This window comes from Achromobacter sp. ACM01, from assembly GCF_014851745.1.
GTDB lineage: Bacteria > Pseudomonadota > Gammaproteobacteria > Burkholderiales > Burkholderiaceae_B > Achromobacter > Achromobacter aegrifaciens.
Genome location: NZ_JACVAF010000001.1, coordinates 1,183,145 through 1,197,269, shown reverse-complemented (window position 1 = coordinate 1,197,269; position 14,125 = coordinate 1,183,145). Strand labels below are relative to the sequence as shown.

Below are 14,125 nucleotides of genomic sequence, written 5' to 3'. Positions count from 1 at the left end.
GGGCTTATCCGGTCTCCGCGTCGCGGAATCGGAAATCGATCGCACCCGCGGGCGTCAGGCCCAGATGGACGCCGCCGAACGGCGCGGCCACGGAAATGCGTTCCAGCACCTGGCGCGCCAGCTCCGGCAACACCGCCTGCGTCAGGATATGGTCCACATTGCGCGCCCCGCTGTCCACTTCCTTGCAACGCGCCGCGATCGACTGCGCCACGGCGTCGTCCCAGCTCAGGTTCGCGTGGTGGTTGCGCGCGAAACGCCGGGCCAGGCGTTCCAGCTTCAGATTGACAATGGCATTGATCTGGCTATCCCCCAACGGGTAGTAGGGAACCATCACCAGGCGGCCCAGGAACGCCGGGCTGAACTGCCGCAACAACGGGGCGCGCAAACGCTCGGTCAGGACCTCTGGGGAGGGCCGCGCCCCGCCCCGGCAGGCATCGGTGATGACGTCCTGCGACGCATTCGACGTCAACAGGATCAGGGTGTTCTTGAAGTCGATGGAAACGCCCTCGCCGTCCTCCATGGTCCCTTTGTCGAACACCTGGAAAAAGAGCTCGAGCACGTCGGGATGCGCCTTCTCCATTTCGTCCAACAGCACGACGCTGTAGGGACGGCGCCGCACCGCTTCGGTCAGCACGCCCCCGCGGCCGTATCCCACATATCCTGGCGGCGCGCCTTTCAGGCCCGACACGCTATGCGCTTCCTGGAACTCCGACATATTGATGGTGATCATGTTGCGCTCGCCGCCGTACAAGGTATCGGCCAGCGCGCACGCAGTCTCGGTCTTGCCGACGCCGCTGGGACCCAGCAGCAGGAACACGCCCACCGGTTTGCCAGGATCGTCCAGGTCCGCGCGGAAAGTACGGATGCGCCGGGCGATGGCGTCCAGGGCTTCGTCCTGTCCCACGATGCGTCCGGACAGTTTCTCCTGCAGATACAGCACGGTGTGCAGCTCATCGGCCAGCATCCGGCCCACCGGAATGCCGGTCCAGCCGGAAATCACTTTCGCCACGACCGAAGAGTCCACGCACACCGGCACGATGGGCTCGTCGTTCTGCACTGCCTCAAGGCCTTTTTCCAGGCGGGTCAGATTGGCGGTCAGCGCGTCCAGGTCCTCTTCGTCCGCCGCCTTGTCGCTGCCGGCCACGACGCGGTCGGCGATACGGCGGCGCCAAGTCAGGATTTCAGCCACCGCGCTGCGTTCGGCTGCCAACTTCTCTCCCAGTCGGCGGTGCTGTTCGCGTTGATCCTCTATCTGACGCTGCGTCGCCGCGATCGCGTCATGACGGTCCGTGCCCGTGGCGGCCTCGTGGCGCAGTATGCGCAGCTGGTTCTCGGCCGCCTCTATAGCGCGCCCAAGGGCCTCGATTTCTTCCGGCTCCGCGCTCTGGCCGATCGCCACCCTGGCGCAAGCCGTATCCAGCACGCTGATCGCCTTGTCCGGCAACTGCCGGCCGGAGATATAGCGGTGCGACAGCTTCACGGCGTCCCTGACCGCGGCATCCAGGATCTCGACGCCATGATGGGCCTCCAGCCGTTGCACCATGCCGCGCAGCATTTCGACGGCCGCCGCCTCGGTGGGTTCTTCCACCTTGACGACCTGAAAGCGCCTTGCCAACGCCGGATCCCGCTCGACGTAACGCTTGTATTCGGCCCAGGTCGTGGCGGCGATGGTGCGCAATTCGCCGCGCGCCAAGGCCGGCTTGAGCAGATTGGCGGCGTCGCCCTGCCCTTCGCTGCCGCCCGCGCCTATCAACTGGTGGGCCTCGTCGATGAACAGGATGACCGGCGTCGCCGACGCCTTCACTTCACTGATCACCGATTTCAGCCGGTTCTCGAATTCGCCGCGCACGCCCGCCCCGGCCTGCAGCAGCGCCAGGTCCAGGGAGCGGACCGATACATTGCACAAGGCCGGAGGCACGTCGCCTTGCACGATGCGCTGCGCAAAGCCCTCGACCACGGCGGTCTTGCCCACGCCGGCCTCGCCCGTAAGAATGGGATTGTTCTGCCGGCGGCGCAGCAGCACGTCGACCAACTGCCGGATTTCCGCATCCCTGCCACGCACCGGGTCGATCGCCCCTTCGCGCGCCAGGGCCGTCAGGTCGATCGTATACAGCTCCAGCGCCGATTGGCGCGTCCCGCCCTCGCCCGGCGTCGGCATGACAGGCGCGCCGCCGGCGGGCAAGCCCGCGGCTCCCGGCCCGGACGTCGGAGACGAGGTTCCCGCGTCTTCCGCGCTGCCCGCCAGGATGGACGGCAATGCCGCTCGCAAGTCGGCCCGGGAGATGTTCAGCAATCCCGGCGCCGACTCCAGCAGCAATCCGCGCAGGCTGTCGACCTCCAGCAACGCCAGCAGCAGGGTGCCGGACCGGATCTGCTGCTGCCCCAGCAGCATCGAGCTGAGCAGCCATGCCTCCTGGAACATGGGAGGGAAATTCGGCGACAAGGACGGAGTGCGGCCGTTGCCCCGCTTGAATTGCTCCTGCGCGCGCTGCAATTGCGCCGACACGTCTTCCGCCCGGATCTGGTAATGATCCAGCACCGCTTTCAGATCGGGAGCGGCGGTTTCCAGCAGCGTCAGCAGCAGGTGCTCGACATCCACGTTGTAATGCGTCTGGCGCACGCACTGCTGCGCCGCCAGTTCCATCGCGTGCTTGCAGACCGGGTTGAGCCGGGCCAGCAGCGTGCGGATGTCGATATCCATGCCGGATTTGCCTTATGTACGGTTGGCCAATGGGGAAGCGGACGCCATGCGCGCCGTCAGGCGCACCGGCGCCGGAGCGAGGGTCTGCCGCTTAGCGGTGGCCCAGCTGGTCCACCCCAGCCGGGCTGCTGCCGCGCCGCCCAGCACGCACGCACCGGCGCGCGGCTGCGCGTGCAGCACGAAATCCACATTCAGGTCTCTCCGGAGGTGACTGCGGATCAGCCACAGCGCCAGTTCGTGGTCCGCGCCCCCGGGTAACAGGCGCTCGAACCGGGCGGGACTCAGGTCCAGGAATTCAATACGGATCCCGGCCCCCTGGTCCCATACCCGGCGGCCCAGCGCCCGCGACGCATTCAACGCCAACCCCTTTCCGCCCAGGCGCGAATGATCCTTCGCGTCCAGCGTCCGCCATTGCCCGATGAATTGCCGGCCCAGCACCTTCAAGCCCAGACGGTCCGCCAGCAACGCCAGCAGCCCGGTCATCGATCGCGTCGCCACGCCCAGCAGACCGGCGTGCCTGACCCACAGGCGCTGGCCTTGCGGACCGGCCTCGTCGCGGGCATAGCCCAGGTCGCTCAGCGCATCCAGGCAGCCCACCAGCGCCGACGCATGCGGCGCGGACGCGTTAAGGCCCAGCGCGTGCTTCTTGCGGCTTCGGTAGAAGAAGGACAGGAAGCGGTGGTTGAAGATATCCAGGAAATCTGCGGTGGCGTGATCCCGCGACGCCCGCCGCTGCAGCACCAGTTCGGTGTACGCCAAGGGCAACGGACTGCTGGCGCCGGCAAGTGTCATCACCGGCGTAGTCAAGGCGTAGCGTGTCTGCATGGCCTGGCCCCAACGCCCCGCGTCCTGCTTCCGGGCGATGGCACGCACGTCGCTGGCCTCGAACGCGACCGACACATGCCCATGCAGGCGCACAGCCTCGCCGTCGCCATTTCCGCGGCCCAGCGGCGCGGCCGCTGGCGTCGCGCGCTCCAGCAGGGCGATCGCCTGGAACAGGTTGTAGCGTTGCGGGCGGGAGAGCAGCCGGGCGATCATAGCGATTGCTGGTAGCCCGTCATGGGCTGCCACTGCTTCCATATTTCGTCGCCCCGGCGCACCGCCAGCCGCACGAACGAATTGACCGATGTATACATCGCAAAGAATCGCGCCAGCACTGCGCCCAGCAGCAGCGGCGATCCTCCCACGAACGCATCGGCGTCGAACTCCACCGTGACTTCCATGCCGTGGCAGAAGCCGCGCCAGGCCTCCTTGCCCACATGCGCCGTGACTGGGCGCGCACTGACGCCCTTGAGGCCGCGGATCAGATCCTGCTCACGCGTGCTGCCGGACGCGAACAACTGCAGGATCTGCTGCAGGCGTTTGTGTCCGGTCGATGACTCCACCAGCGACTGCTGATTCAACGTCAGCAGCGATACCAGGCGCCACAGCGCGTCGCCGCCCAAGGGCGGGTTGCGCTGCGCGGTGGGCTCGTACAGGCATTGCACCGATACGTTCTGCGCCACGCGCTCGAACACCATGCGGGCGCCCACTGGCACCTGCTCGGCAAGGCGCCGGTTGGTGCAAAGCAGATTGGCGTAGACCACGGGTTCAACGGGCCGGCGAATCTCGTTGCGGGCATCCACGAAGCTCAGGAACATGTCGGTGCCGCTTACGCGGTCACGCAGGCTGTGTTCCCTTCGGGCAGACCAGAACAACGTACCGCGAGCGGCGTCCGCGTGCTCGACCTCCGCATAGCTGGGCACGGGAATCGAGCGCTCGGCCGCCGGATCGGACAGGATCACGGACAGCACCGAATGCACTTCCGTCGTCTCGTCACGGCGCTTGTCGGCCACCAGGCGATATTCGTAATGGCTATCGTCGATCGTGACCGGTTCGCTGGTCTGCGCGTACAGGTTGATCACCGGCGTGCAACCCAGGCGGAAATGCTGGGCGCCTATCGCGCCCAGGCCGCGAGCCTGCCTGTCCAGGTGCAGCGCGATCTGGCAACGGCGCCCCTTGAACGGCAGCCCCCGCGGCAAATCCAGGTCAAAGAAATGGAACTTGCGCGGAAATGCGAAGTACTCCTGCATCAGGCCGTGCGCCGGCAGTCCATTCGGCGGCTGCGGCAATACGCTCTCTTCCGGCGCATATCCCACTTCCCGCCAGGCCGTCAACGGCAGCGGCACAACGCCGCCCCCTTCGGCATAGAGCGATATGCCGGCCACGCCCGCCGCCAGCAACTCGTACAGCGGCATCGTCACCATCCAGTCGCCCTGCAGGTGGATGCGCAGTGTGCGGATTTCCAGCTCCGACAGTTCCACGCCGGAATCGCTTTCCAGCTCCAGGCGCAAAGCCTGGTCTTCAGAGAAGCCGGCGCTTCCTATCCTCAAGGGCCACAGCGTGGCATCCCAGGCGGTGCGGAACCGGCAAAGTTCGCCGGCCTCGGTCCGCGCCGCCAGGCCGCTATGCCGCGGCACGGGCAGTCCGGCCGTCACTTTTCCCTGGCTGCCGTCCAGAGCCAGCTGCACCACGGTCATCGACGGGATGGGCTGCACCAGCGTCGGACAGACGTTGTCCAGCATCGCGGCGGCGATCTGGGGAAACTCCTGATCCAGGTCGCGGTGCACCCGGGCCGCCAGGAACGCAGTGGCTTCTATCAGGCGTTCGGTATGCGGATCTGGCGATTCCGTGCCATGCAGCGCCAGCCGGGATGCCACCTTGGGATAGCGCAGCGCGAAGTCCGCCCCCTGATTGCGCAGATAGGACAGCTCGCGCTTGTAGTACTGCAGGATGCCATCGGACGCCAGATCGGTCATGACCCGCCCCCCGTCCCGCTCTGCGCGCCTGCCAGCAGTTCGAATGCCACGTGGTTCACCGCGCCGCCGATCCGCATGTCGGCCCGGATCTCCAGCCGGCATGGGCCTATCCCGTTCGCGGCGGGCGCCATGTCCACCGACACATTGGACAGGCGGGGTTCATAAAGGGCGATGGCCTGCTTGACTACAGCAGCGACGGCCTCGCGATCCGACGCCGACACCGGCGACCGCGCCGAGTAGTCGGGCACGCCGTAGTCGACCACCGTTGCCGCCGAGCGTGAAAAGGCCTCGAAATCCAGGCGCGAACGCGTGTTCAGCAGGCGCTCCAGGTCCCTGGCCACCGCCAGTCTCTGCGCGTCGGCCCCCGCCAGTTGCGACTCCGCATCAGCCGCCAGGCGGTCAAACAAGGGCACGGGCGAATAAAGGGTATCGGTCGGCATGTTGCGGGCGTTCCTGTACGTGCACCGGCGCCGCTCCCGCCCATGCGGGAGCGGCGTCCGGCATTACTTCTTGGGCGCGGCGGTGGACTTGTTCGTCGCCAGGTCCCAGCCGAACGATGCCGTGCCAGCCTTGTTGCCGGCGGTGGCCTGCTGGGTGTATTCGATGGAGAGCTTGCTGAAGCACAACGTGAAGCTGTCGCTGCCGCCGCCCTCGCCCAGCGCGGAGTTGATGGACGAGACCATCGCATTGCCCAGTACGTACTTCACGTGCAACAGGAACGACCCGCTCTCGTTGCGGCCGATGAGTATGGTCGCGTCGTTCAGCTTGGCGCCGGACGCGCACGCGTTGTATAGCGCGGGCGTGGACTGGTCCATTACCTTGGTAAACGCCATTTCCGAGAAGCTGGGCCGGCCCAGGGCGCGCTCGGTGTTGGCCATGTCCATCGACATCGGCAACATCACGCCATGCGAGGCGCCCAAGAGGATGATCGCGTCGGCATGGCCGTCCAGAGTGGAGTTGCCTTTGATGTTGTTGATCTTGAGCAGGATGGTATCCATGGAATTCCGTGTTCGAAGAGGATTCGGTTGGCGTGCGCCGCCGGCTGGCGGCGCGCGGTTCGAAAGTTCAGGCAGCCGCGGCCGGCAGGTCTGCCACCAGGCGGATGGACGCGGTCAGCTCTTCCATCTGGAAATGAGGCTTGATGAAGCAGGTGGCGCGGTACGCGCCGGGCCTTCCGGGCACCTCCGTGACGTCGACGCGCGCCTCGCCCAGCGGATAGCTGGCCTTCTGTTCCTGCGAGGCCGAGGGGTTGATCAGCACGTAGTCCGCAATCCAGTTGTTCAGATAGTTCTCGACTTCCGTACGCGACTGGAAGCTGCCCACCTTGTCGCGCATCATCACCTTGATGTAATGCGCAAACCGCGACGCGGCCAGCACGAACGGCAGGCGTGATGACAGCTGCGCATTGGCATTGGCGGCATCCTTGTTGTAGACCTTGGGCTTGTTTGCCGTCTGGCTGCCGAAGAACGTGGCCTGGTTCGAGCCCTTGGCGTTCACGAACGCAATGAACCCCAGGTCGCTGAGTTCCTTTTCGCGGCGGTCCGTGATCGTCACTTCCGTCGGGCACTTGAGCGCGATGTCGCCTTCATCGGTCTTGTAGGCATGCGCGGCTATGCTCTCCACCTTGCCACCGCCTTCCACCCCGCGGATCGCGGTCGACCAGCTGTACTTGGCGAACGCGTCGGTGATGCGCAGACCCAGCTGGTAGGCGGAATTCGCCCACAGATACTTGCTGTGATCCGAGCCGTCGACATCCTCTTCGAAGTTGAACGTATCGACCGGCTTGGTCTTGGCGCCGTAGGGCAGGCGCGCCGCATAGGACGGCAGCACCAGCGCCACGTAGCGGGAATCTTCCGACTCGCGGAAGCTGCGCCACATGGCGAGCTCGGCGCTTTCGAAGACCTTGGAGAGATCGCGCGTGACGCCGAGGTCCGTGTACGATTTCAGGTCGAAGAGGCTGGGCGCGGCAGAGGCGATGAACGGCGCGTGCGCGGCGGCCGCGACCTTGGAGATGCGTTCCAGTAGCGCCAGATCCTGCGGATGCCGGCCAAATGCGTAATCGCCTATCAGCACGGAATACGGACTGCCGCCGAACGTGCCGTACTCGTCTTCATAGACCTTTTTGAAGAGCAGGCTCATGTCGTGATCGACGGCCGACTCCAGGTCTTTCAGCAATTCCTTCTTCTTGACGTTCAACAGCCGCAGCTTCAGCCGCGAGCTCGTCTCGGTGCCATGGACCATATCGTGCAAGCCGGTCCACGATGCTTCGAGCGCCTGGAAGTCCGGCGCATGCATGATGGCGTTCAGCTGATCCGTCAGCAGACGGTCGATTTCCGCCACGCGCTCATTGATCATCGCCACCACCGACTTGTCCGGGCTGGTGCGCATGCCTTCGTCCAGGATCTGGGACGCCAGCTGCCCGAGCAGTTTCTTCGCGTAGGAATTCTGCGACGGCTCCACCGCCATATTGCCTTCCTGCACGATGCGGTCCAGCAGGCTGAGTTCGCCCGCCTGCGCCGCTTCCTGCGTTGCGTTGCCTCCAACCGCCGTCGTATCGGCCGTCTGTTTGCTTGCCATGTTCGTCACCCTGAGAATTGAAATTGCCCGCGCGCGGCTTCGGCGCAAGGCCTGCCCTGCGCGCGCTGACGTTGCTGTCCGCGTTAGGCCGACGGCGCCGTTGCGGCCGGTTCGGCCACATCGCCGGCCGTCCCGCCAGCCTGCGCTTCGCTCTTGACGGCCTTGAGCTCCTCGGTGCTGCGCACGATGCGCTCAAGGATGGAGTCCAGCTCGTCATTGCCATCCAGCTTGGCCAGCAGGTCGCGCAGTTGATGCCGCGCCTCCAGCAGCTTGGACAGCCGCGGCACCTGCTCGACCAGGGATTCGGGATGGAAGTCGGCGAACTTCTCGAAGTTCAGCTCAATGCGCAGATTGCCTTCGCCCTTGGCGGTGTCGGGCACGGACAGGTCCAGGCGCGGGCGGATCTTGCCCAGGATTTCGTCGAAATTGTCGCGGTCGATCTCGACGAAGCGGCGCTCTTTCAGCTTGGGCAGCGGCGTGGCCGGCTGGCCCGAAAGATCCGCCAGCACGCCCACCACCATCGGCAATTCACGCTTCTCGATCGCGTCGCCGGTTTCAACGTCATACGTAATCTGAACCCGCGGCGGGCGGTTGCGGCCCACCCATTTCTGCAAGCTATTGGACATGACCCTCTCCGAAGAAACCACTCGTACCGCACAGCGAGCGCTGCGCTTTGCTGGTGCGAACAATAGCGCCGGCCTTCGGGGGCTACATCGGACTTTAGTCGTAGTATTTTGAAATTATCAGAAATTTCCATCCTGCTTTTGGATGAGAAATGACTTAGGCGCAACCTTGAAACTGCGGGCCCGACCCGCGTCAGCCCGGCTTCGCGGGGGAGCGTGTCCTTGCCAGAAAATTTCCCGAGGGCTGTGCTGACATCCACTGGATTTTCTCGACAATTTCTTTCGGGTTGCCCGTGGTGGAAACGAATTCATTGGCCTCTGGAGCGACGGCTGCGGCATTGGCAACAGGTTCCCGCTTCGTCACGAGCAGGCAGGAGCGCGCCATGCCCATGTCCCTCGCAGGTCGTGCCTCGCGCAGAGCTCTCAAGTGGCTGGCCGGCAGAAACTCCCCACGGTGCACCAACTGGCGGCATTCGGCCACAAGCAGCCCGACGCTGGCGGCATAGCAGACTTTCGCCACGTTCTTCGCGCCATGCAGGGTCGCGTTCTCGGGCGCGCGCCGGTACTCGAAAAAGGTCGAAACGTAACGCTCTGTGCCCGGAACGGACCCCAGGCTGCCGGGACCGGCACTATCCATCCAGACCATCAAGCCCTGGAGGTTGTACGACCAAAGCAAGAGAGACTGGCCTGGCCTCAGCTTGCCTATGCGCCAACCTACCGGCGGGGCGGGTTTGGAAAAGAACTGCCCCAGCGTCTCCGGCTTGCTCCGCACCCGATTTGTCTCCACCTTGTCCAGTATTGTCCTACCCAGAATCAGACTCATGAGCCACCCCTTCCTGTGCTCTGCCCTTGGCAGCAAGCCCGCAGGATAGCTACCGTCCGCGGGCCGCGCATGGGACTTTGGTCTTACTGGGGCAAAGACCCGAGGACGGCGCACGGACAGCGGCGGGGCATTGCCGCCCGTGCGCCGGATGGGGCCGGCCGTCTACTTTCCATACGTCGCGATCAGCGTTTCCAGCGGCACATGGCCCTGGCACAGTCCCGGATAACCGGGGCTTGCTCCCTCTTCCAACGAGATCGCATATTTGACCGCCGGGTCGCTTTCCAGCCGCTGCCGCAGCGCCGCCAGCCTGGGCCAGCGGGACTGGGCAGCGACCTCATGGAAATCCAGCCAGCGCGCAACGCCCACCAGCACGGCGTCCGCCAGAGTCGGACGATCGCCCATCAGGAACGGCGTCTCGCCCAGCATCGCTTCGAGCTTGTCATGGCGTTCTATGACGCGTTGCGCCCCCCACTCCCGCAGCGTTTTCTGCAAGGCCGGATCAGGCGGATCCATTTCCAGGGCGACCCAATGCGGGGTGAAGGCGGCGGTGAAACCAGTGTTCAGAAAAGCCATGAACTGGTGCATGCGGTCGGATTCCGGCGACAGCGGGTCAAAGCTGATCCTGCGCTCGTCATCACGGTTTTCGATCCAGCGCGCAATCGCCATGGTTTCCGTGAAAACCGCGCCCTGTTCGCTGACGAATGCAGGCGTCTCGTGGCGCGCGTTGATCCGCGCATAGGAGGGCAGACGCATTTCGCTCAGCATGTCCACGCGGCACAGGCGATAGGGTTTGCCCAGCCACTCCAGCGCAGCGACGAGCCCCATGGAACTTCCCAGCGGAAAGCCATAAACAAGAATGGGTTCCAAGATTTCTTTCTCCGTAGATGAGGGTCACGCTGCGCAGCGGATTGAATTCTACGGATCTGCTAGGCTAAGTAAATTACGCACATTTTTGTCACCATGACCCGCCCATGAAAGACCTGGTTTCGCGTTGCCCCATCGAGGAAGTCATGCAGATACTGAGCGGCAGATGGCCGACGCTGCTGGTCTATTACCTCAAGGAAGGCACCAAGCGTTTCAGCGATCTGCGCCGCGACAATCCGACCATCTCGCATCGGATGCTGACGCTGGAGCTGCGCAAGCTGGAGTTGGCCGGGATCGTCCAGCGCACTGATTTCGATGGCTATCCGCGGCGCGTGGAGTACGCGCTCACGCCATCGGGAAAGACGCTGGTGCCGCTGCTGGATGCGCTGGGCGACTGGTGGGATGAGCACGGCGAGGCGTCCGAAGACGCCTCCTGAGCAGGCCTGCCAGCTTTCAAGCCGGGCTTATCCGCCCCCCTGCTTGCCAGTGCCGATCAGATCCAGCAGGCCATCCGACAAGGTCCCGCGCCAGACCAGGTAATCATGTCCGCCCGCCACCTCGCGGTGCGTCACCAGATAGCCCTTGGCACGCAGCACATCCCGCAGATGCCGGTTGGTCTCCAGGATGCCCGGCTGGCCGCCGCGTCCGGACTCGAACAGGCCGGCGCCAAGGAAGAAGCGCACCGGCAGCTTGCGCACCGCGACGAATTGCCGCGTCAGCCACTGGTCCTCCTCGCCCGCCGGCGACCACCAATAGGAACCTGATTGGCTGAGCACGTTGCCGAACACTTCGGGGTGGCGCAACGCCGCATAGGCCGATGCCAATCCGCCGTAGCTGGAACCGCCGATGACGGTGCGCGCGGCAGGCGCGCTGATGCCTTGCTTGCGCGCCCACGGCATCAGCTCTTTCGCCAGGAAGTCCGCAAAGTCCGGGTTGGGCGGCAATTCCTGGCTGCGGGATTCCGCCGTAGGGTTGTCGATGAGCAGCGCCGCCGTCGGAGGAATGACGCCTGCGGCGATCATGTTGTCCAGAATGGTGGGCGTGGGCACGCGGCCCAGATAGGCGCCGGCGTCGAACAGCACCAGCACGTGATTGTCCGCTGCGCCAGACTGCCAGCCAGCAGGACGGTACAGGTGGATCTTGCGCGTGTTGCGCATGAGATCGCTGCGCAGCTCCATGGTCTCCACCGTTCCCTGCCGCACGCCCGCGCGGGGCTCGACCCAGGGCTGCTGCGGCGCGTCCGCCAGTTCCAGCATGGAATAGGTCTGGTACGCGTCGACGCCGCGCGCCGGGTATGCCTTGGGATTGTGCGGATCGGCCTGCGCCGTGGCCAGGATCGCGCGGCGCCGCGCCATGCCGGAGCCCGGAAGCTCGGGCACATCGGGCGCCAGGCGATATGACAGGCGCGTGGACCTGGGGACGACGAAGCTGGCATGCCAGACATCGGAGTTGCCCAGCCGCGCCAACTGAGCATGGTCCGACGACGGCCCGCCGAACAGGCGCACATTGCGTTCGGCGCCGCGCCACAGGAATGTGACGCGGTCATGTCCGGCGTCCACGGCCTCGACCAGCGGCGTGCCTTGCTGCGCCACCTCATCCCAAAAGGCATCCGTCGTGCCGCCCGCGGCCAGCGTCGCCGCCAGCGCGGTCAGGCGCGGGCTGTCGATCGCCGCCGCGGGCGCACGTTGTTCCGCAAGGGGCAGGCGTTCCGTCACGGCCCAGCGGAACAGGCCCTGGCCCTGCGCGCGAACGGTGTAGAGGCCATCCTCCGGCGCCACCAGCATCAGGGCTCCGGCCGGCTTTTCGCCGTCGCTCAGCCGGCGTACGTGCTGCCCGGCGCTGTCCAGAAGATCCAGGGTCACGCCGGATTCGGCGGCCCAGGTGCCCGCGAGGAACTCTCCCTTCTGTAGCGAAATTCGTTCGTCCACATGGGCCTCGGGTGTGACGGCGCCCTGCCTGGACTGCGCCGCGGCCATGCCCGGCGCCACGCCTATCATCGACACCGCCAGCGCAGCCGACGACATCCAATCCCGCCATTCCAATCTGTTCTTTTTACGCATGTTCATCCATTCGTTTGTTCACGGCCCGTTCGCGGCGGTCCGCTATCCCTCGCGCGCGGCGAGCCTTCTGGGCGCCCATACGCTGTCCGCGTCGCCCCGTCCGATCCTGCGCGCGCTGGCCTTTGCCATCCAGGCAAATCCCAGCCCTGCCGCCAGGGCCGTCGCGTCCACTGCCAGCGCCGCGGCCGACGTGTGCACCCAAAGCCCGGAGGCAGGAAACAGCCCACCCACGAGCGAGGCCGCGGGTATCGCCAGCGTCAATGCTGCCGCGACCCATAGCAGATGCACCCCTGCCGCCGCGCCTCCGCGCAGGAAGGCCCAGGCCAGGCTGGCGAAGAACGCCATGTAGTACAGCGCCCGCAGCCAGGCATTCAGATCGCCGACGCGCCCGCTCAACCCTTTGGACGCGACCATCATCAACGAAATGCCACACACGCATCCCAGGCAGACGCCCACTGTCGCCGACGCCATCAGCCGCGTGTCCAAGCGCTGCACGGGAATCTCGCCCGTCTGCCGGTTGGCGCGCTTGCGGCGGGTTTCTATCCACAGCAGGTTGCCGCTATAGAACAGCCATGCGCCCGCCAGTCCAAGCAGGAAATAAAGCCACTGCACTGCCGCGCCGCCGAAGGAAGCCATGTGCAGCGCGAAGAAACTGCTGACCCAGAGGTTGGGCGCGTCCTGTCCGCCCGGCAGATAGTCGCGGTTGAGCACCTTCCCGCTGTAGGGATCGAGCGCCACGAAGCCGCCTCGCGCCCGCGGCGATACCGCACTGTCGTCCTTGCCCCAGACGCGTACGATGGCGCGCGGGCTGGTGACCTGTTGATACTGCAACCCATAAGGCTCGAAGCCCGGGGCGAGGGCGCGCGCCTGGGCCAGCAGTTCCGCCGGCGTCAGCATGTCTGCAGGATTCCGGACCTCTCCAGCCGGCGCGCCGCCGCCGGACCGCTGGAAGACGGATTCCAGCTTGCCTTCGTACATGAGCTTGTCCTGCAGATCGTAGATTCCGTCGTGGAACGCGAACACGACGGAACTCAGCGCCATGACGATGTGAAATGGCAGCGAAACAATGCCCACCACGTTATGCGCATCCAGCCACATGCGCTTCAGGTTCCTCCCGACCCGCAACGCGAAAAAGTCCTTGACCAGCGACGGCAGCAGCACGATCACTCCCGACACCAGGGCAATTGCATAGAGCGATGCGACGATGCCCATGAACCAGCGGTTGGGATCACTGTCGACAGGCAGGCCCACCACGCGGTGAAGCACATCGATGAACGGCATCAGCCCGCTGGGCGCGGCCTCCTCCAACCGCAGCTCGCCGCGCGCATCCAGATAGGCGACATGGTGGCGGATCGACGATTCATCGTGATCGTCGGCCTGCCCGTCACGGACTTCCCAGGACATACGGGCCGGCACGTGCTCGGCGTCCTGCAGATGGATGCTGAACCCCTTGGCCACATCCGGCCGCGCTTGCAGGGTTCTGGCGATAAGGTCGGGCGCTTCTTCCAGCGCCACGGGCGCGACGGCCGCGGGCGGCGTAGCCCAACGGGTCAGCGGCTCTTTGAATACGGTCAGCGCACCGGCGTAGAAGGCGATGAACAGCGCCATGCCGGTCAGGATGCCCGTCCAGGTATGGACGGATTTGTAGATGCGTATGTAGTCGGCTCTCATGATCGCGG

General features: G+C 65.4%; 12 protein-coding genes. 1 reads left to right on the top strand and 11 read right to left on the bottom strand.

Annotated elements, in window-relative coordinates:
• Positions 1–4: 4 nt before the first annotated feature.
• The 9 genes from tssH to IB268_RS05480 form a co-directional block, all read right to left on the bottom strand.
• The gene (gene tssH, locus IB268_RS05520) at positions 5–2,701 is read right to left on the bottom strand and encodes a type VI secretion system ATPase TssH (protein WP_054451879.1); all 2,697 of its coding nucleotides are present in this window, start codon (positions 2,699–2,701) and stop codon (positions 5–7) included.
• 12 nt (positions 2,702–2,713) lie between these two features.
• Complete coding sequence (gene tssG / locus IB268_RS05515) at positions 2,714–3,739, bottom strand: type VI secretion system baseplate subunit TssG (RefSeq protein WP_225588891.1); 1,026 nt, start codon at positions 3,737–3,739, stop codon at positions 2,714–2,716.
• Entirely contained in the window at positions 3,736–5,499 is a 1,764-nt protein-coding gene (gene tssF, locus IB268_RS05510) for a type VI secretion system baseplate subunit TssF (RefSeq protein ID WP_225590381.1), read from the bottom strand. The genes tssG and tssF overlap by 4 nt, the downstream gene beginning before the upstream one ends.
• The gene (tssE, locus tag IB268_RS05505) at positions 5,496–5,939 is read right to left on the bottom strand and encodes a type VI secretion system baseplate subunit TssE (protein ID WP_054451881.1); all 444 of its coding nucleotides are present in this window, start codon (positions 5,937–5,939) and stop codon (positions 5,496–5,498) included. The genes tssF and tssE overlap by 4 nt, the downstream gene beginning before the upstream one ends.
• A 63-nt stretch (positions 5,940–6,002) precedes the next feature.
• Positions 6,003–6,497, bottom strand: coding sequence for a type VI secretion system tube protein Hcp (locus tag IB268_RS05500; protein WP_054451882.1), 495 nt, complete (start codon positions 6,495–6,497; stop codon positions 6,003–6,005).
• Positions 6,498–6,564: 67 nt separating this feature from the next.
• Complete coding sequence (gene tssC / locus IB268_RS05495; RefSeq protein WP_192353937.1) at positions 6,565–8,076, bottom strand: type VI secretion system contractile sheath large subunit; 1,512 nt, start codon at positions 8,074–8,076, stop codon at positions 6,565–6,567.
• Between the two features lie 83 nt (positions 8,077–8,159).
• Complete coding sequence (gene tssB / locus IB268_RS05490; RefSeq protein WP_054451884.1) at positions 8,160–8,702, bottom strand: type VI secretion system contractile sheath small subunit; 543 nt, start codon at positions 8,700–8,702, stop codon at positions 8,160–8,162.
• Positions 8,703–8,892: 190 nt separating this feature from the next.
• The gene (locus IB268_RS05485) at positions 8,893–9,522 is read right to left on the bottom strand and encodes a hypothetical protein (protein ID WP_192353936.1); all 630 of its coding nucleotides are present in this window, start codon (positions 9,520–9,522) and stop codon (positions 8,893–8,895) included.
• A gap of 162 nt (positions 9,523–9,684) precedes the next feature.
• Positions 9,685–10,389, bottom strand: a complete 705-nt coding sequence (locus IB268_RS05480; protein ID WP_054451886.1) for a glutathione S-transferase family protein — start codon at positions 10,387–10,389, stop codon at positions 9,685–9,687.
• Between the two features lie 104 nt (positions 10,390–10,493).
• On the opposite strand from IB268_RS05480, the gene IB268_RS05475 reads away from it, so the two are divergent.
• On the top strand, positions 10,494–10,823 hold the full coding sequence (locus IB268_RS05475) for a helix-turn-helix domain-containing protein (RefSeq protein ID WP_054451887.1): 330 nt from the start codon (positions 10,494–10,496) through the stop codon (positions 10,821–10,823).
• A gap of 27 nt (positions 10,824–10,850) precedes the next feature.
• Here IB268_RS05475 and fes read toward each other — a convergent pair whose 3' ends face one another.
• Together fes and IB268_RS05465 are read right to left on the bottom strand one after the other, a co-directional pair.
• Complete coding sequence (gene fes / locus IB268_RS05470; protein WP_225591295.1) at positions 10,851–12,446, bottom strand: enterochelin esterase; 1,596 nt, start codon at positions 12,444–12,446, stop codon at positions 10,851–10,853.
• A gap of 42 nt (positions 12,447–12,488) precedes the next feature.
• On the bottom strand, positions 12,489–14,117 hold the full coding sequence (locus IB268_RS05465) for a PepSY domain-containing protein (RefSeq protein WP_192353935.1): 1,629 nt from the start codon (positions 14,115–14,117) through the stop codon (positions 12,489–12,491).
• Positions 14,118–14,125 lie beyond the last annotated feature (8 nt).